General features: G+C 70.4%; 19 protein-coding genes. 12 read left to right on the forward strand and 7 right to left on the reverse strand.

Translation table 11 applies throughout. The features are described from left to right. Positions 1–17 precede the first annotated feature (17 nt). The 3 genes from DNK53_RS14790 (at position 18) to DNK53_RS14800 (ending at position 4,375) form a co-directional block, all read left to right on the forward strand. The gene (locus DNK53_RS14790) at positions 18–413 is read left to right on the forward strand and encodes a (deoxy)nucleoside triphosphate pyrophosphohydrolase (protein ID WP_110183049.1); all 396 of its coding nucleotides are present in this window, start codon (positions 18–20) and stop codon (positions 411–413) included. 55 nt (positions 414–468) lie between these two features. Next, the gene (locus tag DNK53_RS14795) at positions 469–3,564 is read left to right on the forward strand and encodes a DEAD/DEAH box helicase (RefSeq protein WP_239456548.1); all 3,096 of its coding nucleotides are present in this window, start codon (positions 469–471) and stop codon (positions 3,562–3,564) included. 205 nt (positions 3,565–3,769) lie between these two features. After that, positions 3,770–4,375: a hypothetical protein gene (locus DNK53_RS14800; RefSeq protein ID WP_110183050.1), complete on the forward strand. Its 606-nt coding sequence runs from the start codon at positions 3,770–3,772 to the stop codon at positions 4,373–4,375. Between the two features lie 129 nt (positions 4,376–4,504). Here DNK53_RS14800 and DNK53_RS14805 read toward each other — a convergent pair whose 3' ends face one another. Beyond that, complete coding sequence (locus DNK53_RS14805) at positions 4,505–7,405, reverse strand: vitamin B12-dependent ribonucleotide reductase (protein ID WP_110183051.1); 2,901 nt, start codon at positions 7,403–7,405, stop codon at positions 4,505–4,507. 185 nt (positions 7,406–7,590) lie between these two features. Continuing rightward, the gene (gene nrdR / locus DNK53_RS14810) at positions 7,591–8,088 is read right to left on the reverse strand and encodes a transcriptional regulator NrdR (protein WP_110183052.1); all 498 of its coding nucleotides are present in this window, start codon (positions 8,086–8,088) and stop codon (positions 7,591–7,593) included. 382 nt (positions 8,089–8,470) lie between these two features. On the opposite strand from nrdR, the gene DNK53_RS17610 reads away from it, so the two are divergent. Together DNK53_RS17610 and DNK53_RS18415 are read left to right on the forward strand one after the other, a co-directional pair. After that, complete coding sequence (locus DNK53_RS17610; protein WP_162599962.1) at positions 8,471–8,914, forward strand: hypothetical protein; 444 nt, start codon at positions 8,471–8,473, stop codon at positions 8,912–8,914. A 57-nt stretch (positions 8,915–8,971) separates the two neighbouring features. Next, entirely contained in the window at positions 8,972–9,790 is an 819-nt protein-coding gene (locus DNK53_RS18415) for a phage tail protein (protein ID WP_275425760.1), read from the forward strand. 234 nt (positions 9,791–10,024) lie between these two features. Here DNK53_RS18415 and DNK53_RS14820 read toward each other — a convergent pair whose 3' ends face one another. Then, entirely contained in the window at positions 10,025–10,432 is a 408-nt protein-coding gene (locus DNK53_RS14820) for a LysM peptidoglycan-binding domain-containing protein (RefSeq protein ID WP_204163938.1), read from the reverse strand. A 301-nt stretch (positions 10,433–10,733) separates the two neighbouring features. Between DNK53_RS14820 and DNK53_RS14825 the strand changes: the two genes are divergently transcribed. The 5 genes from DNK53_RS14825 (at position 10,734) to DNK53_RS14845 (ending at position 14,563) form a co-directional block, all read left to right on the forward strand. Next, on the forward strand, positions 10,734–11,306 hold the full coding sequence (locus tag DNK53_RS14825) for a DUF6318 family protein (RefSeq protein ID WP_162599963.1): 573 nt from the start codon (positions 10,734–10,736) through the stop codon (positions 11,304–11,306). A 182-nt stretch (positions 11,307–11,488) separates the two neighbouring features. Further along, a complete protein-coding gene (locus tag DNK53_RS14830; protein WP_162599964.1) occupies positions 11,489–12,025 on the forward strand; it encodes a hypothetical protein in 537 nt (178 codons plus the stop codon). A gap of 98 nt (positions 12,026–12,123) precedes the next feature. Continuing rightward, a complete protein-coding gene (locus DNK53_RS14835; RefSeq protein WP_162599965.1) occupies positions 12,124–12,918 on the forward strand; it encodes a DEAD/DEAH box helicase family protein in 795 nt (264 codons plus the stop codon). A 116-nt stretch (positions 12,919–13,034) separates the two neighbouring features. Then, positions 13,035–13,763, forward strand: coding sequence for a transcriptional repressor LexA (lexA, locus tag DNK53_RS14840; RefSeq protein ID WP_110183057.1), 729 nt, complete (start codon positions 13,035–13,037; stop codon positions 13,761–13,763). A 50-nt stretch (positions 13,764–13,813) separates the two neighbouring features. Beyond that, positions 13,814–14,563, forward strand: a complete 750-nt coding sequence (locus tag DNK53_RS14845; RefSeq protein WP_110183058.1) for a sulfotransferase family protein — start codon at positions 13,814–13,816, stop codon at positions 14,561–14,563. Between the two features lie 11 nt (positions 14,564–14,574). Here the strand turns inward: DNK53_RS14845 and DNK53_RS14850 are convergent, their stop codons facing one another. Together DNK53_RS14850 and secD are read right to left on the reverse strand one after the other, a co-directional pair. Continuing rightward, positions 14,575–16,593 (reverse strand): ATP-dependent DNA helicase, encoded by a 2,019-nt coding sequence (locus DNK53_RS14850; RefSeq protein WP_162599966.1) that lies wholly within the window; start codon positions 16,591–16,593, stop codon positions 14,575–14,577. A gap of 75 nt (positions 16,594–16,668) precedes the next feature. Further along, positions 16,669–18,939 (reverse strand): protein translocase subunit SecD, encoded by a 2,271-nt coding sequence (gene secD / locus DNK53_RS14855; protein WP_110183059.1) that lies wholly within the window; start codon positions 18,937–18,939, stop codon positions 16,669–16,671. 303 nt (positions 18,940–19,242) lie between these two features. Between secD and DNK53_RS14860 the strand changes: the two genes are divergently transcribed. Both DNK53_RS14860 and DNK53_RS18180 read left to right on the forward strand, forming a co-directional pair. Beyond that, positions 19,243–20,943 carry a sodium:solute symporter family protein gene (locus DNK53_RS14860; RefSeq protein WP_204163939.1) on the forward strand — a complete coding sequence of 567 codons (1,701 nt, stop codon included), beginning with the start codon at positions 19,243–19,245 and terminating at the stop codon, positions 20,941–20,943. Between the two features lie 23 nt (positions 20,944–20,966). Continuing rightward, a complete protein-coding gene (locus DNK53_RS18180) occupies positions 20,967–21,098 on the forward strand; it encodes a putative transporter small subunit (protein ID WP_239456549.1) in 132 nt (43 codons plus the stop codon). An 81-nt stretch (positions 21,099–21,179) separates the two neighbouring features. Here DNK53_RS18180 and DNK53_RS14865 read toward each other — a convergent pair whose 3' ends face one another. Together DNK53_RS14865 and hflX are read right to left on the reverse strand one after the other, a co-directional pair. Beyond that, on the reverse strand, positions 21,180–22,103 hold the full coding sequence (locus tag DNK53_RS14865; protein ID WP_162599967.1) for a DUF559 domain-containing protein: 924 nt from the start codon (positions 22,101–22,103) through the stop codon (positions 21,180–21,182). A gap of 141 nt (positions 22,104–22,244) precedes the next feature. Next, positions 22,245–23,759 (reverse strand): GTPase HflX, encoded by a 1,515-nt coding sequence (hflX, locus tag DNK53_RS14870; RefSeq protein ID WP_110183061.1) that lies wholly within the window; start codon positions 23,757–23,759, stop codon positions 22,245–22,247. Between the last annotated feature and the right edge of the window lie 76 nt (positions 23,760–23,835).

The following is a 23,835-nucleotide window of genomic DNA, read 5'->3' on the forward strand; positions in this document are numbered from 1 at the left end:
CGCAAGGAAAGGGAGACGTGGCCAAGCAGATCAACGTGGTGGGAGCCGTCATCACGTCCGGGGGAAGGATCCTGTGCGTCCAACGTGGTCCTGGCGGCGCTCTGGCCGGCATGTGGGAGTTTCCCGGCGGGAAGGTCGAGCCCGGTGAGGAGCCGATCGACGCTCTGATCCGCGAGATCCGGGAAGAGTTGTCGTGTGACATCGCGGCCCGAGCCAAAGTCACGACGACCGTCTATCCCTACGAGTTCGCGACCATCAGCCTCACGACGTTTCACTGCGACCTTCTCTCCGGGACGCCCACGCTGAGTGAACACACAGCGATGAAGTGGCTGCCCACTGGAGAGCTTGCGCAGCTCGACTGGGCACCCGCGGACATCCCGGCCGTGGACCTGCTCGCGTCTCACCAGGCGTAGAAGGTTCTGCACTTTCGACCACCCTCAGCACGTGTGCCTGGCAAGCTCCTGAGCCGTGCCGCACGACACCGACGACGCTCTGCCAGCAGGGCTCTACGAAGCGCTGCTCACCGAACAGCTTGAGGCGCGGTTGCCCGGCACGCCCGCGCACGTCGAGCTCGCAAAGGTCGACGAGGGGGACCAGGCGCACGTCCTGGCTCGTCACGTCTCGACGGCACTGCTGCGCAAGCTGGCGTCGGTGAAGGACCCGACCGCCCGGTTGTCCACCGCCAACGCGATCCTCCGATCGATCGGTGAGATCCAGACCGATCCGGTGCTCGCCCCCGTGCAGGAGTTGCACGCCGTGCTTCCGCCTGCCGGTCCCGGCATCGAGCCTCGCGCGCAGCAGCGCCCCAAGACTCCGCTGAACGACGCGGCTCTCCTCACCAACGCGCACGGCGAACCGAGCCTTGCGTCCGAACTGCGGGCCGAGATCGGCTCAGCCGACTCCATCGACCTGCTGTGCGCGTTCGTCATGTGGCACGGGCTCCGCCTCATCGAGAAGGAGCTTGAGCTGGCCCATCAGTCGGGCGTCCCCATCCGCGTCATCACCACCACCTACATCGGCGGAACCGAGCGACGGGCCCTCGATCGTCTCGTCCGTGACTTCGGCGCCGAGGTGAAGATCCAGTACGACGCGCGACGCACGCGCTTGCACGCGAAGGCGTGGCTGTTCGGCCGTCGTACCGGCTTCGACACCGCCTATGTCGGGTCGTCCAACCTCACCACCTCCGCCATGCTCGAAGGAGTCGAGTGGAACGTCCGGCTCAGCACGGCCGCCACTCCCAGCCTGCTCACCAAGTTCAAGGCGACGTTCGACTCGTACTGGAACAGTCCCGAGTTCGAGTCGTACGACCCCGACGTCGATGGGGACCGGCTGGACGACGCCCTCCTGGAAGCCAAGGGCATCAAGGCGTCGGACCGGGTCACGATCACGCTCACCAATCTCGACGTGCGCCCCTACCCCTACCAGCAGGAGATGCTCGACGCCCTCGAAGTGGAGCGGGTCCTGCACGACCGTCATCGCAATCTGGTCGTGGCGGCCACGGGAACGGGCAAGACCGTGATCGCGGCGTTGGACTACCGGAACCTCGCCCGGGCTGCGGGCACACAGCCCAGCCTGCTCTTCGTCGCCCACCGGCGAGAGATCCTGGAGCAGTCCCTGCGGACCTATCGCGAGGTCCTGGGCGACGGTAGCTTCGGCGAGCTGTACGTCGGAGGGCAACGACCCGAGCGCTGGAAGCACGTCTTCGCGAGCGTCCAGTCCCTCACCTCGTACGGCGTCGCCAACATCCCCGCGGATGCCTTCGACGTCGTCGTCATCGACGAGTTCCACCATGCCGAAGCACGCACCTACCGCCGGCTCCTCGAACACCTCGAGCCGCGCGAACTGCTCGGCCTGACCGCCACCCCCGAGCGCGCCGACGGTGTCGACGTGCGTTCCTTCTTCGAGGGGAGGACCGCCGCGGAACTGCGGCTGTGGGACGCGTTGGGCGCCGACCTGCTGTGCCCGTTCCACTACTTCGCCGTGGCCGACGGCACCGACCTGCGCGCGATCACCTGGTCTCGGGGCAAGTACGACGAGTCTCAACTCGACAACGTCTTCACCGGTAACGACGCCCGCGCCCGCATCGTCCTCGCCGCCGTGCGGGACAAGATCAGCGACGTCGGGCACATGAAGGCCCTGGGCTTCTGCGTCAGCGTCGCACACGCGGAGTACATGACCCGCGTCTTCAACGACGCGGGTATCCCCGCCAGGACGGTGACCGGGGAGACTCCGTCGGATCAGCGGGCGCAGGCACTCCAGGACCTGCGCCACGCTCGGGTCAACGTGCTCTTCACCGTGGAAGTCTTCAACGAGGGCCTCGATATCCCGGACGTCGACACGGTGCTGTTCCTCCGGCCGACCCAGAGCTCGACGATCTTCATGCAGCAGCTCGGGCGCGGACTCCGCCGCACCCACGACAAGGCCGTGCTCACCGTGCTCGACTTCGTCGGATATCACCGCAAGGAGTTCGACTTCGGCAGCCGTTTCGCAGCGCTCACTGGTCTGCACGGCAAGGAACTCGAACGCGCAGTCCGCGAGGACTTCCCGTTCCTGCCCTCGGGATGCCAGGTCCGGCTGGACCGGCAGACCCAACAGGTCGTGCTGGAGAACCTCAAGTCGCAGCTCGGTTACCGCTGGACGCAGATCGTCTCGCAACTGCGGCACCGCAAGGACGACAACCTGGGAGCGTTCCTTGAGGGATCGGGGCTCGACCTCAGCGACGTCCTTCGACGCGGCAGTCACTCCTGGACCAAGCTCCGCAAGGACGCCGGCTTGCCCAGCCTCCCTGGCTCGGTTTTGGAGGAGCGGCTGCTCAAACGCGTCCGTGCCTTCGCCCACGTCGACGACCCGGTTCGGGCGTCGTTCTACCGCCGCTTCCTCGCCGAGGACGACGACCGGTACGCCGACCTCTCGCCCAAGGAGCAGCGTCTGGCACGGATGCTCTACTACTCGCTCTGGTCCGACGGCGGGGGCTTCGACAGCGTCGAGTCAGGCTTCGACGCCGTACGCCGCGAGGTCGCCACGCGCGCCGAGATCTCGACGGTCGTCGACCTGAGTTTCCAGGCGGCGCGGCACGTGCCCCTTCCCCTCGAGGGCGCCCTCGCTAGGGTCCCGCTGCACGTGCACGCTCGCTACCAGCGGGAAGAGATCCTGGCGGCCCTGGACTTCCCGCGCCTGCCGAACAGCTTCCGCGAAGGAGTGCTCTACCTCCCCGACCTCAACGTGGACGCCTTCTTCATCACCTTGAAGAAGTCCGAGGCCGACTACTCCCCCACGACCATGTACGCCGACTATCCGATCTCAAGGGACCTGTTCCACTGGGAGTCGCAGTCCACGACGTCGGTGAAGTCGAAGACGGGGCAGCGCTACCTCAGCGGCTCGAGCACCGTGCTGCTCTTCGCCCGCCAGGAGCCGAAGGACGAGTTCGGCACTGCGCCGTACCTGTTCCTCGGGCCCGCGACCTATGTCAGCCATACCGGCGACCGCCCCATCGCGATCACCTGGCGACTCAAGACTCCGATGCCCATGGACTTCTACAACCACGCCTCCGCGGTGGCCCCGTAGTCACTCCCCGGTCCGCGAGCGGCACGTGCGACGTGGCCTCAATGGCGGCGGGTTGTCCGAGGTCACAGGGTCAGGGCCGCGAACCGTCACCCCGTCACATCTGCGTCGTGTGCATTTCACCGACCAAACGCCCCTCCGCCGTTTATCGTGCGCGAGGTACCGCGCGACGAGACGCACGTCCGCACCCTTTGCACCCGGAGGCTTCGTGAAGATCCCGCTCCACACCCGCGCCGTGACCCTCATGGCCGTGGCGACCCTCGCCCTGACCGTCGCCCCCGCGCACGCGGGCACCACCACCTACACCGACGAGGTCGGGGACGTGCCCGCCTCCTCCCCCAACACCCCGGAGTTCGTGTTGAGCTCCGAGCTGACGCAGGCCGTCGACATCCGCAAGGCCGTCGTCGAGGTGTCGAAGAAGACGGTGAAGATCACGATTCGCACCGGCGGCGTCTACGCCGACGGCAACGCGGAGAACGCCGTCAGGCAGGACTTCCGCGCGTCCTTCTCCAGCAAGATCAAGGACTACGGCTACACCGGCGTCGCTCTGACCTGGAGCAACTACAAGGACGGCGTCTTCTTCTCTGCTTTCGAGACCGGCCGCAAGAAGCCCAAGTGCGGCCGCGGCGTCGTGAAGTACGCACCCAGCAAGACCACGATCACCATCCCGTGGGACTGCATGGGGTCGCTGACCAAGGGGACGAAGGTCGTCAACTTCGGCGCCAACGTCCACGGTCAGTACACGTGGGGCGGCACTTCCTACCCCCAGATCGCCGGGGACGACATCTACACGAAGGGCCAACCGTTGCGCTGACACCAGTGGCGCTCCCACCTGGGACTCGCCGTCTCACCGCGCGATGCGCCGCCCCTGGAGCGTCATCTCCAGAAAGCAGGCCGGCCCGGCCTCCCTCGCGGGAGACCGGGCCGGACTGATGGCTGAAGATCAGCTGCAACCCGAGGTGCTGCCACACCCCTCGCACACGTAGCACGAGCCAGCCGGACGCATCTTGGTCCCGCAGGTCATGCACAGCGGCGAGTCGACCGCCGTACCGGTGAGCTTCTCGAACAGCTCGGCGGAGGTGTGCGCCTCGCCGGTGGTCGGCTTCGCGGGCACCTCGCGCGCCTCGGCGCCGTGGGTGTCCTTGGTCTCGACGTCCGCCAGCGAGGTGGTTTCGAGACGGGCTCCTGCGTCGCCCTCCTCAACCACCGACGCGGCGTCGTGGGTCTTGAGGGACTCAGCCTCGCTGATCTCGACGATCGGCTCGTAGGAGCCGGTCTCGAGGTGGCGCTGGCGCTCCTCGGCAGAGTAGATGCCGAGCATCGACCGGTCGTCGAAGGACATGTAGTCCAGGGCGAGGCGGCGGAAGATGTAGTCCATGATCGACTGCGCCATCCGGACGTCGGGGTCGTCGGTGAGGCCGGCGGGCTCGAAGCGCAGGTTGGTGAACTTCGAGACGTAGGTCTCCAGCGGGACGCCGTACTGCAGGCCGATGGAGACCGCGATCGAGAAGGCGTCCATCACGCCGGCCAGGGTCGAGCCCTGCTTGCCGAGCTTGAGGAAGACCTCGCCGAGCTCGCCGTCGTCGTGGGCGCCGGAGGTCATGTAGCCCTCGGCACCGCCCACGGTGAACGACGTGGTCCGGGAGATGCGCGACTTGGGGAGCCGCTTGCGGGTCGGGGCGTAGACGACCTTCTCGACGACCTTGGTCTCGACCTCGGCCTTGGCGGCCGCCGCGTCGGCGGCGTCCTTCTTGGCCTTGCCGCCACCGTCGGAGAGCGGCTGGCCGACCTTGCAGTTGTCGCGGTAGATCGCGGTCGCCTTGAGCCCCAGCTTCCAGGACTGCATATAGACGTCCTCGATCTCCTCGACCGTCGCGCTCTCGGGGAGGTTGACCGTCTTGGAGATGGCGCCGGAGAGGAACGGCTGGCAGGCCGCCATCATCCGCACGTGGCCCATGGGGGCGAGCGCGCGGGCGCCCATCGCGGTGTCGTAGACCTCGTAGTGCTCGGGCTTGAGGCCGGGCGCGTCGATCACGTGGCCGTGCTCGCCGATGTAGGCGACGATCGCCTCGATCTGCTCCGGCTGGTAGCCGAGCTTCTTGAGCGACCGCGGGATGGTCTGGTTGACGATCTGCATCGAGCCGCCGCCGACGAGCTTCTTGAACTTCACCAAGGAGAAGTCGGGCTCGATGCCGGTGGTGTCGCAGTCCATCATGAAGCCGATGGTCCCGGTCGGCGCGAGCACGGAGGCCTGCGCGTTGCGGAAGCCGTTGCTCTCGCCCAGCTTGATCACGTCGGCCCACGCCTTGGTGGCCAGCTTGTGCACGCGGCCGTCCTCGGTGTGCAGCACGCGCACCTGGTCGTTGGCGGCCTGGTGCTTGCGCATGACGCGCTTGTGGGCGTCGGCGTTGCGGGCGTAGCCGTTGTAGGGGCCGACGACCTTCGCCAGCTCGGCGGAGCGGCGGTACGACGTGCCGGTCATGAGGCTGGTGATCGCGGCGGCCATGCTGCGGCCACCCTCGGAGTCGTAGCCCAGGCCCATCGCCATCAGCAGGGCGCCGAGGTTGGCGTAGCCGATGCCGAGCTGGCGGTAGTCGATCGTGGTCTGGCCGATCGACTCGGTCGGGAAGTCGGCGAAGCAGATCGAGATGTCCATCGCGGTGATGATGAACTCGACCGCCTTGGCGAAGAGGTCGGCGTCGAAGGTGTCGTCGTCCTTGAGGAACTTCAGCAGGTTGAGCGACGCCAGGTTGCACGAGGAGTTGTCGAGCGACATGTACTCCGAGCACGGGTTGGACGCGGTGATCCGGCCGGTCTCGGGGTTGGTGTGCCAGTCGTTGATGGTGTCGTCGTACTGCAGACCCGGGTCGGCGCACTCCCACGCGGCGACGCTGATCTTGCGGAACAGGTCGCGGGCGTCGACGGTCTCGATGACCTCGCCGGTGTCGCGGGCACGCAGCCCGAACTCCTTGCCCTCCTCGACCGCCCGCATGAACTCGTCGCTGACGCGGACGGAGTTGTTGGCGTTCTGGTACTGGACGGAGGTGATGTCCTTGCCGCCGAGGTCCATGTCGAAGCCGGCGTCGCGCAGGGCGCGGATCTTGTCCTCCTCGCGCGCCTTGGTCTGCACGAACTCCTCGATGTCGGGGTGGTCGACGTCGAGCACGACCATCTTGGCCGCACGGCGCGTGGCGCCGCCCGACTTGATGGTGCCCGCGGAGGCGTCGGCGCCGCGCATGAAGGAGACCGGGCCGGACGCCGTACCGCCGCTGCTGAGCAGCTCCTTGGAGGAGCGGATGCGGGAGAGGTTGAGGCCGGCGCCGGAGCCGCCCTTGAAGATGAACCCCTCCTCCTTGTACCAGTTGAGGATCGAGTCCATGGAGTCGTCGACGCTGAGGATGAAGCAGGCCGACACCTGCTGCGGCGACGCGGTGCCGACGTTGAACCAGACGGGCGAGTTGAAGGAGAAGTACTGGTTGACCAGCAGCCAGGTGAGCTCGTGCTCGAAGATCTCCGCGTCCTTGTCGGTCGCGAAGTAGCCGTGGTCGACGCCGGCCTTGGTGTAGGTCTTCACGACCCGGTCGATGAGCTGCTTGAGGCTCCACTCGCGGGCGTCGGTGCCGACGGCGCCGCGGAAGTACTTGGTGGTGACGATCGTGGAGGCGTTGACGCTCCAGAAGTCGGGGAACTCCACGCCGCGCTGCTCGAAGACGGCCTCTCCGGTCTTCCAGTTGGTCTGGACGACGTCGCGGCGCTCCCAGTTGATCGCGTCGTAGGGGTGGGTGCCTTCGGTGCTGAAGATGCGCTGCATCTTCAGGCCCCCCTTGTTCACCGTCTTCGTCATTGGATCTCCTCAGTCCCTGGCGTCGTTGCGTCGGTCCGGCTGTGGCCGTGGGTCGTGCGTCTGGTCGTGCGTCTGGTCGTGCTGCCACCTGGCGGCGGCTCGTGCGGTGGGGAGGGGGTGCTTCCTGCTCCTGGGGTGGAGCGCCCGGCACGCAGCTTCCCCACTACGTGCCGGGCGGATCGTGGTCATCCCGTCGGGACGGGAGAAGGAGGTACGTCGACCTCCCGGGGCTGCGCGGCCCGCTCGGCGCGCAGCATGGCGATCTCCGCCTCGAAGTCCTCCGCGCTCTCGAACGCGCGGTAGACCGAGGCGAAGCGCAGGTAGGCGACCTCGTCGAGCTCGCGCAGCGGGGCCAGGATCGCGAGCCCGACCTCGTGGGCCGGCACCTCGGCGACGCCCTCGCTGCGCAGGGCGTCCTCGACGGCCTGGCCGAGGCAGGCGAGCTGGTCCTCGGAGACCGGGCGCCCCTTGCAGGCCTTGCGGACGCCGTGGATCGCCTTCTCGCGGGTGAACGGCTCGGTCGCGCCGGAGCGCTTGAGCACGAGGAGCTGCATCTGCTCGACGGTGCTGAACCGCTTGCCGCAGCTCTGGCACGTCCGCCGGCGACGGATCTGGCCGCCGTCTTCGGAGACCCGGGAGTCGAGGACCCGGGTGTCGGTGTGCCGGCAGTGCGGGCAGTGCATGGGGTCTCCTCTCCTGGGTCGTGGCATGGTCGGACCAGCCGCCGTCGGGGCGCGACTGACAGACCCCTCTCAAGGGGTCAACGCCTGTGGATGAGCGGCTGTTTCCTGTGGATGAATCGGGTTTCGCTGTGGGCTGGGGAGCGGCCCTTGTGAACTACATGTGGAAAACCACAACGGTGTAACTACTAGATGTAGTGGTAACCGTACGTCGCGTCCCCCAGCCGCGCAAGCCGATCCGGAGAACTGCTCGAAGTCGTCCGGACCAGTCGGTCACGGTCAGGTAAAGCCGCAGGTCAGAGCCCTCCGTGGCGGCCACCGGCACGACGCTGCGGCGTGTCGCGACCGCCGTACCGGGGCTGGCTCGGCCTGACACAATGGCCGGGTGGCGACGGGAAAACGGGCGGGTGCGAGGCGTGCGGCCCCGTCGCGTCCGGCGCCGCCGGTCAATCCCGCGATCCTGGGGCTCGCCGCCGGCATCACGCTCTGCGTGATCGCCTGGGGCTACCTCGTGTACGCCGCCATCGACTTCGGCGCCGCGGCCCGCGCGGGCAGCGGCGGAGGCTGGGGGATGCTGGCGCTGGCCGCCTTCGGCGCGATGGCCTGCCTCTTCGTCGGACTCATGCTCGCCTCCCGGCTCACGGCGGCGCTCGGGCTCTCCCGAGAGGCCGCCGCCACGGCGCTCGAGGAGACCGTCGCCGCGCCCGCGGAGCCGCCCGGCGCCTCCCCCTCCCCCTCCTCCTCGGAGTCGTCACAGCCTCCCCCGTCGCCCACTCCCTCCACCCGGGCCACCCGCCAGCCCGGCGGTCGACGCATCGCGCGCCGCTAGATCTGGCCCGAAGAGGCCATGGCGCACCACCCGACTGGTTCAGTTGGCTTGGGACCCATGACCCCCATGAAGAGTCGGGCGACCGCCACGGTCCTCGCGTCCCTCGTCCTCGTCGGCGGCGGCTACGGCCTCGCCGCCGCCGTCTCCGCCAGCTCGCCCGCCCAGGTGAAGGTCTGCACGACCGTCAAGGACGTCGTCGTCTCGGCCGCCAAGAAGGGCAAGTGCCCGAAGGGGACCAAGCTGGCGCGGATCTCCACCACCGGCGTCGTCGGAGAGCAGGGCCCCGCTGGTCCGGCGGGCGCGGCCGGCCCCACCGGAGCGGCCGGCGAGCAGGGTCTGGCAGGCCCCGCCGGCGCCGCGGGCGAGCAGGGTCCGGCAGGCCCCGCCGGCGCCTCGGGCGAGCAGGGTCCGGCAGGCGCCGCCGGCGCCCCGGGCGAGCAGGGTGTCCCCGGACCACCCGGCGAGAAGGGCGACCCGGGTCTCAAGGGTGACACCGGCGAGCCCGGACCCGCAGGACCGCAAGGACTCCAGGGCGAGCGTGGCCCCTCCGGCCCCACCGGGCCCGCCGGGCCGCCCGGGCCCCCCGGTCCGGGAGCCAACCTGCTCGGCGAGGGCACGGGATGGGCTCAGAGCGGTCGGGGGTCTGACTGCGTCATGGGCACGGTGATGCTCACCGCCGGTGCCCGCGGAGACGGCGTCCCGGCCAAGGGGCAGATCCTCTCGATCGCGCAGAACACCGCCCTGTTCAGCCTGCTCGGTACGACTCACGGTGGCGACGGGAGGACGACGTTCGCCCTTCCGGACCTCCAGGCGGCCGCCCCCCACGGCACGACCTACACGATCTGCACGGAGGGGATCTACCCCGCGTCGAGCTGATCACGACATGGCCCGAGGAGCCTTGGCACGAAAGACGCCCCCCTCATGAGTGAGAGGCAGGGCCCGCACGGGCCCTGCCTCTCTTCTTCCCCATCCGCCGACCGGGGTCGAGTCGACCGGCGGACATCTATTCAGTTGTGATCCGCCGGCCGGGGTCGAGTCGACCGGCGGAGTCTTGGGGGATCGCGTCGCTGGCAACCACGTCGGGCCAGCGTCGGGCGGACCCGGGATGCCTCACTCGGCGAGCGGGACCCGCAGCTTCTGCCCGAGCTCCACCACGCTGGAGTCCAAGGCGTTGAGACGCTCGATCTCCGACATCACCGCGCGGACGTCACCGTCCTCGGCGATCGCAGCGGCGATGCCCCAGAGCGTGTCCCCCTCCTGCACCATCACGATCTCGGTGGGAGCCGGGGTGCCCGACTCCTGCGTGGCGAAGGAACCGCCCCCCAGGAAGATGCCCGCGACCAGCACGAAGAGCAGGGCGACGGCGAGGACGACGACACGACCGCGCCGCGTCAGGCGCACGCTTCCCCGGGGCGCACCCGTCACCTCACGCCGCGCCGGGGCGGGACGGAGCTCGTGCACCGTGGCGATGCGCCGGGTGTCGAAGTCGTGCGGGGGGTTGAGGGTCATCGTGCTCATCGGGACCTCCTGGGGAAGTGGCGGTCAGCCTGTTGGTCTCTGTCGACCTGATGTCTAGTCGCGACCTCCGACAGTTCTGATCGGCCACTGGCCGGGCGGGGTCTCGATCAGACGTTCGATCGAACACATGTGCGACGTTAGAGCAGGTGTTCGAACGAATCAAGGACCTGAGCGAACAAATGTTCGAGCGCGTGTCGCGGCACCCCCTTCCTGTGGACGACCACTGCCGCCCACCTCCCGGACCCCTAGGGTTTCCGGCAGCGGCGTGGAGGGACGCCGCCCGACTCGGGGGGTCGTGTCTGTGAGGACACCGCACACATCTCTGGCGACCGCGCTGGTCGCCGTCTCGTTGGCCGTCTCACTGACCGGCTGCTCGGCCGACGCCGAGCCGGAGGTGAGGATCGCCGACCCGTCGCCGAGCGCGTCGGCCGGTGTGCCCCCCATGGAGGCTCCGACCTTGCCGGCGGACGTGGAAGGCACAGGACCGCGGGCCGCCGAGGCGTTCGTCCGCCACTACGTCGATCTCATCAACTACTCCTTTGACACCCTCGACACAGGTCCACTCCGCGACGTCGCGCATCGTCTCTGTCTCTCCTGCGACGGGGGCGCGGACTTCGTGGACCGGGTCCGCAAGAAGGGCGGCACCCTCGAGGGAGGCCACTATTCGGATCTGCGCTTGTCCGCCGATCAGCTCGCAGGGCCCCCGGGCTACGACACCCGGGTCAGAGCTCGCATGAGGTCGAGTGTCCAGCAGGTCGACGGCACCGGCACGAACTGGGACGGAAGCGTCCCCGGAGGTCCCGTCGTGATGATCTTCGACGTCGTCAACGAACGTGGCACCTGGATGATGCTCGACTGGTGGACCTCCTCGTGAGGGCGCACTTCAGGCTGGCCGCAGCGCTATGCCTCCTGCTGGGGGGAGTCGCACTGTCGGGAGCGGCCCACGCGGGGAGCGAGGACCCCCGGATCGACACCAGGTCCACGTCTGGCGGGTTCGGTACGGCGACCCTGTGCCGGAGGGAGGAGGTCTGCCCAGACGGCTCCCTCAAGATGCTCGTGCGTGAATGGGATGCGGAGGGCGAGATCCTCCGCCAGTGGATCGCCGCCTGCGGCACGGAGCCGCCGGGCGAGCCGCGCACACCTGGCCCGGGCGAGGCGGCACAGGCGTTCCGCGAGATCCCGCTCCCGGCCTCCGAGGTGGTCGTGCAGCCGCCGGGCGGCGAGACGCTGGTCGACCTGGACACCGTCTACTCGACCCCGTCCACCGCCTTCAACCGGACCGTCACGATCCTGGGACGCCAGGTGACGCTCCACGTCTCCCCGTCCTCCTTCACCTGGCGGCACGGCGACGGCACGACGCAGACGACGACCCACCCGGGCCAGGTGTGGTCGCGGACGGCACCGGCGGACGCCTTGGTCCGGCACGTCTACACCCGGGCAGCGGCCGACCTCCGGGTCTCCGTCGACACCACCTGGACCGCGACGTGGGACCTCGACGGGGTCTCCCAGGGCACCGTGCCGGGGTCGGTCACCCGCAGCGGTCCCCCCGCCCGGCTCACGGTCCTGGAGGCCAGACCGGTGCTCGTCCCCTGACGCGTGCCACGGCCGACGGGCCCGTGCGCCCGATCACAAGGATTTGTCATCAGTCTTAGGCATGCGGGGGCGATTCCCGCCGCAATAGCGTGACGGCTATGCGTGATCTCCTGACGACTCCCGTGGAGACCATCGAGGCCGACTTCGAGGCGCTCCAGGTCACCATGGCGAAGTCCCCGGTCTTCCAGACCAGCGACGAGCCCGACGCGACCGTCTACTGGTCGCACCTCCCGCTCGCCGTCTGCAACGTGATCGCCAACGCCCGGATCGCCTCGGTCGACGTCGCCCAGCGCGTCCCCGAGCTGCTCGCCCCCTACCTGGAGCGCGGGCTCCCCTTCCAGTGGCTGACCACCCCCGCCACGACGACGCCGGCCCTCGAGGCGGCGCTCGCCCAGGCCGGGCTCGTGGCCCACGAGGCCGCCGCCATGCACGTCCAGCTCGACCAGCCCATCGATCCCGAGACGCCCGACGACGTCTTCGTCGACGTCGCCTGGCCCGACCACACCGAGCCGGTCGCCTCGACCATCTTCGCCGGGCTGGGGCTGTCGGTCGCGACCAGCGCGGAGCACATGGACTTCCTCGACACGATGGACCCCGCCGACCACCAGTTCTTCATCGCCCGCAGCTCCTTCACCGGCGACCCGCAGGGCGCCAGCACCGCCCACCGCCGCGGCAGCAGCGTGATGTTCGGCAACATCGTCACGCTCCCGGGCGCCCGCGGGCACGGCATCGACCGGGCGCTCACCGGCACGATGATGAACCGCGCCCGCGAGACCGGCGCCACCACCGCCACGGCGATCTCCACCGAGGAGACCTACGCCGCGCTGGTCGACCTCGGCTTCCGCACGGGCTTCAACCTGGTCAGCTGGCACTGGGCGCCGCCGCCGGCCTGAGCCGCGCCGTGGGCGCCGTCGCCGCGACACGCCCGTTCGAACACCTGTTTGAACTCCACCCCCGGGGCCCACTACGGTGGGGACGTCGAAGTCCGCACCACCCCAGGAGGCACCGCATGGCCAACACGCGCGAGACGAGCGGCAAGGTCGTGCCGATGCCCGACGGTCCCCCCGACGCGACCGGCCTCACGCCTCGGCAGCAGCGGATCCTCTCCACCATCAAGGACTCGTTCGAGCAGCGCGGCTACCCGCCGAGCATGCGGGAGATCGGCCGAGAGGTCGGCCTGACCAGCTCCAGCAGCGTGGCCCACCAGCTCAAGGTGCTCGAGGAGAAGGGCTACCTCAAGCGCGACCCCAACCGGCCCCGCGCCCTCGAGGTCTTCCTGCCCGAGGTGATGGCCGCCCGGCGCGCGATGAGCAGCGCCGACGAGTCCACCTTCGACCCCACCGACGTGGGCGACGCGGCCCCCGCGGCCCAGTACGTGCCGGTCGTCGGCCGGATCGCGGCCGGCGGCCCGATCCTGGCCGAGGAGCGCGTCGAGGACGTCTTTCCGCTCCCCAAGCAGCTGGTCGGCGACGGCACCCTCTTCCTGCTCGAGGTCTCGGGCGACTCGATGATCGACGCCGCGATCTGCAACGGCGACTACGTCGTCATCCGGCAGCAGCCCGACGCCTCGAACGGCGAGATCGTGGCAGCGATGATCGACGGCGAGGCGACGGTCAAGACCTTCCAGCGCAAGGACGGCAAGGTCTGGCTGCTCCCCCACAACGACGCCTACGAGCCGATCGACGGCACGCACGCCACGATCCTCGGCAAGGTCACTGCGGTCCTGCGCCGCATGTGAGCGGCCGGCGACCGGCGTCCGACCGCGAGCGGTCTGTAGACTCGCGGCCGATGCGCCGGTCCCGAGAGTCCCCGTCCCCGCGGACCGCGGCGACCGCCGAGACCCTCTTCCCCGAGGGCTTCCGCACCCGCGAGGGCGACCGGTTCAAGCTGACCGTCGAGGCCCAGGAGACCCTGGGCCTCCTGGCCGAGCAGGCGTCCGCCGGCGGATGGGTCTCCCCGCTCGGCTACAACCTCACGGTCAGCCACAGCCACCGTTTCGTCTGGTACAGGGTGGCCAAGGTCGCCACCCGGACGATCCGGCACCACTTCGCCAGCCATGGCGTCTCCCTCGACGCCGACCACGCGATGCGGGTCCGCTACCCGACGGCCGCCTTCTCCGACTACCTCAAGTTCGCCTTCGTCCGTGACCCGCTGGAGCGGTTCGTCAGCGCGTGGCAGGACAAGGTCGTCAACATGAACTACTTCAAGTTCGACGAGACCACCCACGCCCGGATGCAGGTGGTCGAGGAGTTCGCGCGCTGGACCGCCGAGCACGACCTCGGCCGGGTGCCGGGCACCGACCAGCACCTCGCGCTGCAGAGCCGGTTGATCGACCTCAGCTCCGTCGACTTCGTCGGCCGCCTCGAGAGCTTCGACCGCGACTTCGCCGAGGTGTGCGACCGCGTGGGTGCCCCCGCCGTCCCGACCCGCCCCCAGAACCAGACCGCTCCCGGCGGCCGGCGGGACGACGTCTCCGACGAGCTCCGCGAGCTGGTGGCGGGGATGTACCGCCGGGACTACCAGATCTTCGGCTACTGACCCGGGGCGGGTCAGGCCCCGTCCTCGCCCGCCGCGGCCGCCAGCCGGGCCAGCGCCTTGCGCACCACCTGCGGGTCGTGGGTCGTCCACATCGGCGGCAGGCTCGCCTTGAGGAACCCGCCGTACCGCGCCGTGGCCAGCCGCGGGTCGAGCACCGCCACGACACCGCGGTCGGAGGTGGTCCGGATCAGCCGGCCCGCTCCTTGGGCGAGCAGCAGCGCCGCGTGGGTGGCCGCCACCTGCATGAAGCCGTTGCCGCCCGCGCGGTCGGCCGCCCGCTGTCGCGCCGACATCAGCGGGTCGTCGGGCCGCGGGAACGGGATCCGGTCGATGAGCACCAGCTGGCACGTCTCCCCGGGCACGTCGAGCCCCTGCCACAGGCTCAGGGTGCCGAAGAGGCAGGTGTGCGGGTCGGCGACGAACTGCTTGGCCAGCTCGGGCAGCTGCGCCTCACCCTGGGCCAGGGTGGTGAGGTGGGGCAGGCGCTCGCGGACCACCTCGGCAGCGGCCTCCGCGGCCCGCCGCGACGAGAAGAGCCCGAGCGCCCGCCCGTCGGCGGCGTCCACCAGCTCCACGATCTCGTCGAGCTGGGCCTGGCCCAGCCCGTCGCGCCCCGGCGGCGGCAGGTGGCGGGCCAGGTAGAGGATCCCCTGGCGCCCGTAGTCGAACGGCGAGCCCACGTCGAGCCCGCGCCACGGCAGCGCCCCCTCGGCCGTCACGGCGGGCGCGCCGGTGTCGATCCGCTCCGACGGCTTGAGCCCCAGGCTCCCGGCGACCGCGCTGAAGTCGCCGCCGAGCATCAGCGTCGCCGAGGTGAAGACCACGGTCTTGTCGGTGAGCAGCCGCTCCCGCATCTGGGCCCAGACCTGCAGCGGGGCGACGGCGAGCCGGGCCGGCATCCGCTCGCGCGCCTCGTTGACCCAGAGCACGTCGGCGTCGCTGCCGGCCGCCATCCGCTCCGCGGTGACGAAGACCTCCTGGGCGAGGCCCTTCGCCTGGGTCCGCGCCGCGTCGGCATCCCCGCCCTTCTCCTCCTTGCCGAAGGCCGAGACCACCGAGCGGGCGGCGTCGCGGACCAGGACCAGCGCGTCGCCCAGCTGCTCCCCCACCTGGTCGATCCGGCCGCCGGGCGTCATGGCGAGCGCGTCGGCGAGCGCGTCGGCGGCGTCGGCGAGGTCGTCGGCCGGGTTGGACGCGCCGGTCGACTCGGTGACGTGCCGCTGGGCGCGCCGGGAGGCCCGCTCCACGTCGGCCACCGAGAGCTCGTCGGTGGCGGCCTGGGTCACCCGCGCCGCCAGCTCGTGGGCCTCGTCGATCACGACCACGTCGTAGTCGGGGATCATCGGGACCCCCTCGACCGCGTCGATCGCGAGCAGCGAGTGGTTGGTGACGATCAGGTGCGACTGGTGGGCCTTCTCCTTGGCCCGCTCGGCGAAGCACTCCTCCGCGAAGGCGCAGCGAGCAGCGCCCAGGCACTCGCGGTGGTTGACGCTGACCTGCCGCCACGTGCGGTCGGTGTGGCGCGGGGCGTTGTCCCGCTCGCCTGTGCCGCCCGACTCGGCCTGCGCCTCGGCCCAGCTGCGCAGCTCGAGCACCTCCGACCCCATCGAGCCGGCCGGCACGTCGACCAGGACGCCCTGGTCGTCGGGCACCCCCTCGCGGACGCGGTGCAGGCACGCGTAGTTGGAGCGCCCCTTCAGGACGGCGTACGACGTGTCGAGCCGGTCGCCGACCGCCTCGACGAGCCGCGGGATGTCGCGCTCGACCAGCTGGTGCTGCAGGGCCAGCGTGGCCGTGGCCACCACCACGCGCTCGCGGTGGAGCAGGCTGGGCACGAGGTAGGCCAGCGACTTGCCCGTGCCGGTGCCGGCCTGGACGAGCAGGTGCTCGCCGTCGGTCATCGCCCGGGCGACCGCCTCGGCCATCTGCACCTGGCCGGGTCGCTCCTGGCCGCCCAGCGCCCCCACGGCTCCGGCCAGGACCTCGGTCACCGAGGCGGTGGCGGCGGGGGCGACGTCGGTCTCAGGCACTCGAGAACCCTAAGCCCGACCGCCGACAGCGGCCGAGTCGTCCTCGTCGCGACCCGTCGACCACGCCCGCGACGGTCAGACGACCGCGCCCGAGTCGTCGGGCGCCCGCTCGACCCGGACCTTCTTCTCCTTCGGCATCGGCCACTTCTCCTGCAGGTAGGTGACCAGCGGGGTGGCGGTGAAGACCGAGCTGTAGGTGCCGACCGCGAGGCCGACGAGCAGCGCGATGGAGAAGTCCTGCAGCGAGTCGCCACCCAGGACGGCGAGCGCGGCGAGGATGAACATGGTGCCGAGGCCGGTGTTGACCGTCCGCGGGATCGTCTCGACGGCCGCCTTGTTGGCCATCGAGGCGAAGCTGTCGTCGGGCCTCGACCCCTGCCAGCGCTCCCTGATGCGGTCGAAGACCACGACGGTGTCGTTGACCGACAGACCGATGATCGTCATCGCCGCTGCAAGGAAGATGCCGTCGATCGGCTTCTCCAGCCAGGCGAAGAGGCCGACCACGATGACGACGTCGTGGAACATCGCGACGACCGCCGAGAGGCCGAACGTCCACTTGAACCGGATCGCCAGGTAGAGCAGCTGGGCGAGGAAGGCGACGCCGAAGGCGATGAACGCCTTGTTGCGCAGCTCGTCGCCGAACGAGGCGCTGATCCGCTCGTCGGAGACCTCCTCGGCGCCGCCGCCGATGGCCGCGAGCGCGTCCTGGATGGACTGCGCCTCGTCGTTGGTGATCTCGCCGGTGCGCACCGAGATGTCGGCGGTGTCCGCCGTCTGCACGGTCGCCTCGGGGAAGCCCGCCTCCTCGACCGCGTCGCGCGCCTCGTCGGCGGTGACGGTCTCGGTCGTCGAGTACTGGATGACCCGGCCGCCGCTGAACTCGACGCCGAGGTTGAGGCCGTTGACCACGATGCCGGCGAGAGCCACGACGGTCACGACGCCGGAGATGACGAGCCACAGCCCGCGCCGGGCCATGAGCTGGGGGTCCTTCTCCTCCAGCCAGCGACGGACCCGCCCGATGTCGCCGATGCCGGTGAACCTCGGCCGCTTCGACACCCACCGGTTGGCCACGCCCAGCTCGGTGAGCACGCGGGCGATGATCAGCGCCGAGATCATCGACGCCACGACACCGATCGACAGGGTGACACCGAAGCCCTTGATCGGACCCGAGCCGAGGAAGAAGAGCAGACCCGCGGCCAGCAAGGTGGTCACGTTGGAGTCGATGATCGCGCTCCACGCCTTGTTGAAGCCGATCATCAGCGCGCGCCGCAGCCCGGCACCGGGGTTGGCCTCGTACTCCTCGCGGGCGCGCTCGAAGACCAGCACGTTGGCGTCGATGGCCATGCCGATGGCGAGCACGAAGCCGGCGAGGCCGGGCAGGGTCAGGGTGGAGCCGAGCCCGACGAGCATCGCGTAGGCGAGCAGGGCGTACGACGTGAGCGCGATCGTGGCGAGGAAGCCGACGAAGCGGTAGACGGCGATGATGAAGAGGCCGGTGAGGATCAGCCCGATCACGCCGGCCTTCCAGGAGGCGTCGATCGCCGCGTCACCCAGCGACGGGCCGACCTCGCTGACCGAGATGACCTCGACGGGCAGCGGCAGCGCGCCGCCCTCGATGAGGATCGCCAGGTCGCGGGCCTCGGTCGCCGAGAAGTCGCCGGTGATCTGGGTGCTGCCGATGATCGCGCTGCCGCAGTTGACCTGCACCGTCGGGGAGGAGATGACCTCGCCGTCGAGCACGATCGCGATCCGGCGCTGGTCGCCCTGGGCGCACGCCGCGTCGGCCGAGAGCTTCTCGAAGGCGTCGGAGCCCGTGCCGGAGAAGTCGACGGCGACCGCCCAGTCGGTGCGGTTCTCCGGCTGCACCGGGTCGGCGCCAGTGATGTCGTTGCCCTCCATCACCTGCGGGCCGACCTCGATGACGTCGCCCTGGTCGCTCGGGAGGAGCTGGTTGCCCTCCTCAGACGGCTCGCCGTCGGCCGAGGGGAGGCTGCCCGCCACCACGGGGTGGACGGTGAGCTGCGCCGTACGCCCGATCGTCTCGACCGCCTTCTCGGAGTCCCGCACGTCGGGCAGCTCCACAAGGATCCGGTTCTCGCCGGAGCGGACCAGGGTCGGCTCCGCGACGCCGAGCGCGTCGACGCGGCCGCGGAGGACCTCGACCGCGCGGTCGGTGTTCTCCGCGTTGGCCTTCACCCCCGACGGCGAGTCGCTGGTCTCCAGCGTGATCGAGGTGCCGCCGCTCAGGTCGAGACCGAGCCTCGGCTCCTTGTTGAGCGCGAGCGCAGCGCACCCGGCCAGCAGGCCGAGCACGAGGACGAAGCGGATCCAGGCACCACGTGACATGCGAGGCATCTTTCCCTAGCCGACGAGGGCCGCCCAATTCGGGTCGACCGGTGGTCCAACGAGCGCCCGGGACCCGTCGTTCCCCCCGGGTCGGTGACAGATCCGCGACGGTTGTTACGGTTGGCCGGGCGCCGAGCCCCCGGGACTGACCTTCCCTGGGCGGGCTCTCGAGGCGCGCCAACCGGGGACCCACCCCGACGTCCCGGCCTCCCCCGGCCGGACGGACGCCGCCGCGTGCGGACCTCCCCAGGCTGGTCCCGCGGCGGGGCGCAGCCTCGCGTTCCGGCGCGGAGGAGTGATGAGTTGAACCAGATCGAGACCGTGACCTTCGGGGCTGGAACCGTGCTGCTCCTGCTGCTCGTCTTCTACGGCGGCACCTTCTGGCTCTCCGCCAGGATCGGCAAGAAGCAGGAGAGCGCCGACGGCTACATGACCGCCGGTCACGACATCGGCTTCGGGATCTCCGCGGCCAGCATGACCGCCACGTGGATCTGGGCGTCGTCGATGTACGCCTCGGCCACCTCGGGCTACACCTACGGCATCTCCGGCCCGATCCACTACGGGCTGTGGGGGGCGCTGATGATCCTGTTCATCTACCCCTTCGGCAAGCGGATCCGGGCCGTCGCCCCCAGGGCGCACACCCTCGCCGAGGTGCTCCACGTGCGCCACGGCCGCTCCAGCCAGCTGCTGCTCGCCGGCTCCAACATCGTGGGCAGCCTGATCAGCCTGATGTCCAACTTCATCGCCGGCGGCGTGCTGATCTCGCTGCTCTCCCCCTTCACCTTCGTCCAGGGCGTCTTCATGGTCGCCGGCGGCGTGCTGCTCTACACGCTCTGGTCGGGCTTCCGCGCCTCGGTGCTGACCGACTTCGTGCAGGTGGTCGCGATGCTCGGGGCCGTGGCGGTGATCGTCCCCGTCATCTTCTTCGCGGCGGGCTTCCCGGCGGCGTTCGAGACGGGCGCCGGCAACCTGACCTCCCAGCAGGGCAGCTTCTTCTCCAGCACCGCCTTCCTCGAGCAGGGCGCGCCGTACATCGCCGCCGTCCTGGCCTACGCCATCGGCAACCAGACGATCGCCCAGCGGCTCTTCGCCGTCCGGGAGGACCTGATCAAGCCGACCTTCGTCACTGCGACGGTCGGCTACGGCGCGATGGTGATCGGCGTCGGCATGCTCGGCGTCCTTGCGCTCTACCTGGGGATCGAGCCCGCGGACGGCGACGTCAACAACATCGTCCCGCAGATGGCGACCTCCTACCTGCCGGGTCTCCTCGTGGCGCTCTTCTTCGTCATGATCATCGGTGCGCTCTCCTCGACCGCCGACTCCGACCTCTCGGCCCTGTCCTCGATCGTGATGGCCGACGTCTACGGCCAGAACGTCGCCGGGCGCGACGGCGCCGACCCGCGGACCATGCTGCTGATCGGTCGGGCCACCATGGTCGTGGCCACGGCTGTCGCCATCGCCTTCGCCAGCCTGCGGCTCGACATCCTCGACCTGCTCGTCTTCGTCGGCGCCCTGTGGGGCGCACTGGTCTTCCCCGTGATCGCCAGCTTCTACTGGGAGAAGGTCACCAACCGGGCCTTCACCGTCTCGGTGCTGGCGGCGCTCGCGGTCTTCCTGCCCGTGCGGTTCTCGCTCGTGCCCCTGAACGGCGTCACCGGCCTCGTCGTGGACGTGCTCGCGATCGTCGGGGTCGGGGTCGTGCTGGGCCTCATGGCCTTCGGGTTCTTCGGGCTCCGCGTCGCCCAGGTGGTCGCCGTCCTCGCGGCCGTGGTGGCCGCGCCGTTCGCCCTGGGCGCGGTGCACGAGTACGCCACCCTCAGCGGCTCGCTCGTCGCGTACGCCGTGAGCACGCTCGTCTGCTGGGTCATGTCGACGACCAGCGGGGCGACGTTCGACTTCGACAGCGTCAAGAAGCGGGTCGGCGACTACGACACCGGGGAGATCCCGGTGACGTCGGCGGCGCCGGCCGACCGCGACGACGACGACCTCGACCCGGTCCGCTGAGCGCGGACCGAAGGAGCACCACCATGAGCACCACCGCACTGACCCTCTACGTCCTCGTCTGGCCCGTCGTCGTCGGCGTGGTCCTGCTGGTCCTCAGCCGGGCCTTCGTCGCCGAGTGGCTCGAGGCGCGGCGCGAGGGACGCGACCTGATCTAGTCCCCCCGACTCCGCGTGTGCACGTGCACCCGAATCGCTGCCGGTCGCCCCGGATCGACAGCCATGCGGGTGCACGTGCGCCTACTCCTGGCCGCGGAAGTGCTGACGCCACGCGTCGCCGCTCCGCACCGGCACCCCGGGCACGCCGCGGGCGCGCAGGAGTCGGTGGACCCGGCGTACGGTCTCGCCGGGACGCCGGAACACGCCGGACGAGGTGACCACCAGCAGCCGCCAGCCGTCGTCCTCGAGCGCCTCCCGGCGGTCGAGGTCGCGCTCCCACTGCTCGATCCGCTCGACGTGGTGGCGACCGTCGTACTCCACGGCGACCCGGGCTGCCGGGAAGCTGAGGTCGTAGCGCCGCAGGGGCGTGCCGTCGACGTCGCGGACCACGACGTTCACCTCGGGTTCCGGGAGCCCGGCGAGGACGAGCAGCATCCGCAGCCGCGACTCCATCGGTGAGTCCACGCGGTCGCGCACGAACGCCGCCGCCCGGCGCGCGCTGACGGCACCGCGCAGGGTGCTGCGCGCGCAGGCAGCACGCAGCCCGTCCGGGCAGAGCAGCCCGCGGCGGGCCATCTGGTCACCGACGACGACCAGGTCGACGAGTCCCAGGCTCGAGGCGAGCTCGACGAACGCCTGGGCCGGGGTCGAGACGAGCAGCCCACCCACCGTCACCGTCTCCACCTCGGCGCTCGAGAGGTGGCACCGGACCCCGGCGGTGCGCCGTCGATGCCCCCGCTGGCGGACGGTCACGTGCTCCTCCGCGTCGTCAGGCACCGCGAGCCCGTGGATCCGCGCCGCGGACGCGTGGCTGACGAAGGACCCCGGCGGGTGGAGCCTCAGAGCCGCCTCGATCCGGAGCCGCGGTGTGACCACCACCGCGGCGCACAGGTGCACGCCGGTGAAGAGGCGCTGGAACCGCGGGCCCCGCAACTGGGCGTCGGTGAGCCCGGCTGCCAGCGCCTCAGCGCGCGTGAACGGACGGCGGACGTCGAGCGGGTGCACGGGTCCCAGCCTGCCCACCCGCCACGCACTCCCGAGCCACCCATCCACAGGAACCCTGCACGTGCACCCGTGTTGCTGCGGTTCTTCCCGATCAGCAGCAACACGGGTGCACGTGGGACGGTTTCGACCCCGCGTCGGCGCTCAGACGGCGTACGACGCCAGCTCGCCCGCGAGCTCCTCGTGGGCGCGGCCCCGGACCCGGGTGCCGTCGCCGGTGTGCTCCAGCTCGTCGATCTCGCCGTGCTGGTGCAGCTTGTTGAGCAGGTCGCCCCGCTCGTAGGGCAGCAGCGCCTCGAACTCCACCGCCGGGCGCGGCAGCTCGGCCTCGACGGTGGCGAGCGCCTCCGCGATCCCCTCGCCCGTCCGGGCGCTCACCACCACGCTGTGCGGCTCGCGCTGGCGCAGGCGGGCGACCACCATCGGGTCGGCGGCGTCGGCCTTGTTGATCACCACGAGCTCGGGGACCTTGTCGGCCTTGATCTCGGCGAAGACCTCGCGCACCGCGGCGAGCTGGCCCTCGGGGTCGGGGTGCGACCCGTCGACCACGTGCAGGATCAGGTCGGCGTCGGCGACCTCCTCCAGGGTCGAGCGGAACGCCTCGACCAGCTGGTGGGGCAGGTGCCGCACGAAGCCCACCGTGTCGCTCATCGTGTAGACGCGGCCGTCGGCGGTCGTCGTCCGCCGGGTGGTCGGGTCGAGGGTGGCGAAGAGCGCGTCCTCGACCAGCACCCCGGCGTCGGTGAGCCGGTTGAGCAGCGACGACTTGCCGGCGTTGGTGTAGCCCGCGATCGCCACCGACGGGATCTGGTTGCGCTGCCGCTGGGACCGCTTGGTCTCGCGGGTGCCCTTCATCGCCTTGAGGTCGCGGCGCAGCTTGGCGATCTTGTCGTTGATCCGGCGCCGGTCGGTCTCGATCTTGGTCTCACCGGGGCCACGGCCGCCGATGCCCTCACCGCCCGAGACCCGACCGCCCGCCTGGCGGGAGAGGTTGCCGCCCCAGCCGCGGAGCCGCTGCTTCATGTAGGTGAGCTGGGCCAGCTCGACCTGCGCCTTGCCCTCCCGCGACTTCGCGTGCTGGGCGAAGATGTCGAGGATCAGCGCGGTCCGGTCGACGACCTTGACCTTGAGCCGGTCCTCGAGGTTCCTCAGCTGGCTCGGGGCGAGCTCGCCGTCGCAGATCACCGTGTCGGCGCCGGTGGCCGCCACGATCTCGCGCAGCCCGTCGACCTTGCCGCGACCGACGTACGTCGCCGGGTCGGGCTTCTGCCGCCGCTGGTAGATCGCGTCGAGCACCTCGGCGCCCGCCGTCTCGGCGAGCAGCGCGAGCTCGGCGAGCGAGTTCTCGGCGTCCTCGACCGAGCCCTCGGTCCAGACCCCGACCAGCACGACGCGCTCGAGGCGCAGCTGACGGTACTCGACCTCCGAGATGTCCTCGAGCTCGGTGGAGAGGCCGGCGACGCGCTTCAGGGCGTGCCGCTCGGCGAGGTCCATCGCCCCGGTGGTCTCCTCGGGGTCGGGCCCGCTCAGGTCGGGCTCGTCGTAGCCGGCCTGGTCGTCGGGCTCGTCGTCGGCGTAGCCCGACTCGAAGTCGTCGCCGTCCCAGGCGCGGGTGGCGGCCAGCTCGTCGGCCAGGGAGAAGTCGCGTGCGTTCGTCATATGCCCTTCAGGGTAGGTCCGGGCCGACCCGGTGGCGACCCGTTTTGTCCGTACCCACAACACCCGCGCGGCACCG

Source organism: Nocardioides solisilvae (genome assembly GCF_003194625.1).
Lineage (GTDB): Bacteria > Actinomycetota > Actinomycetes > Propionibacteriales > Nocardioidaceae > Nocardioides > Nocardioides solisilvae.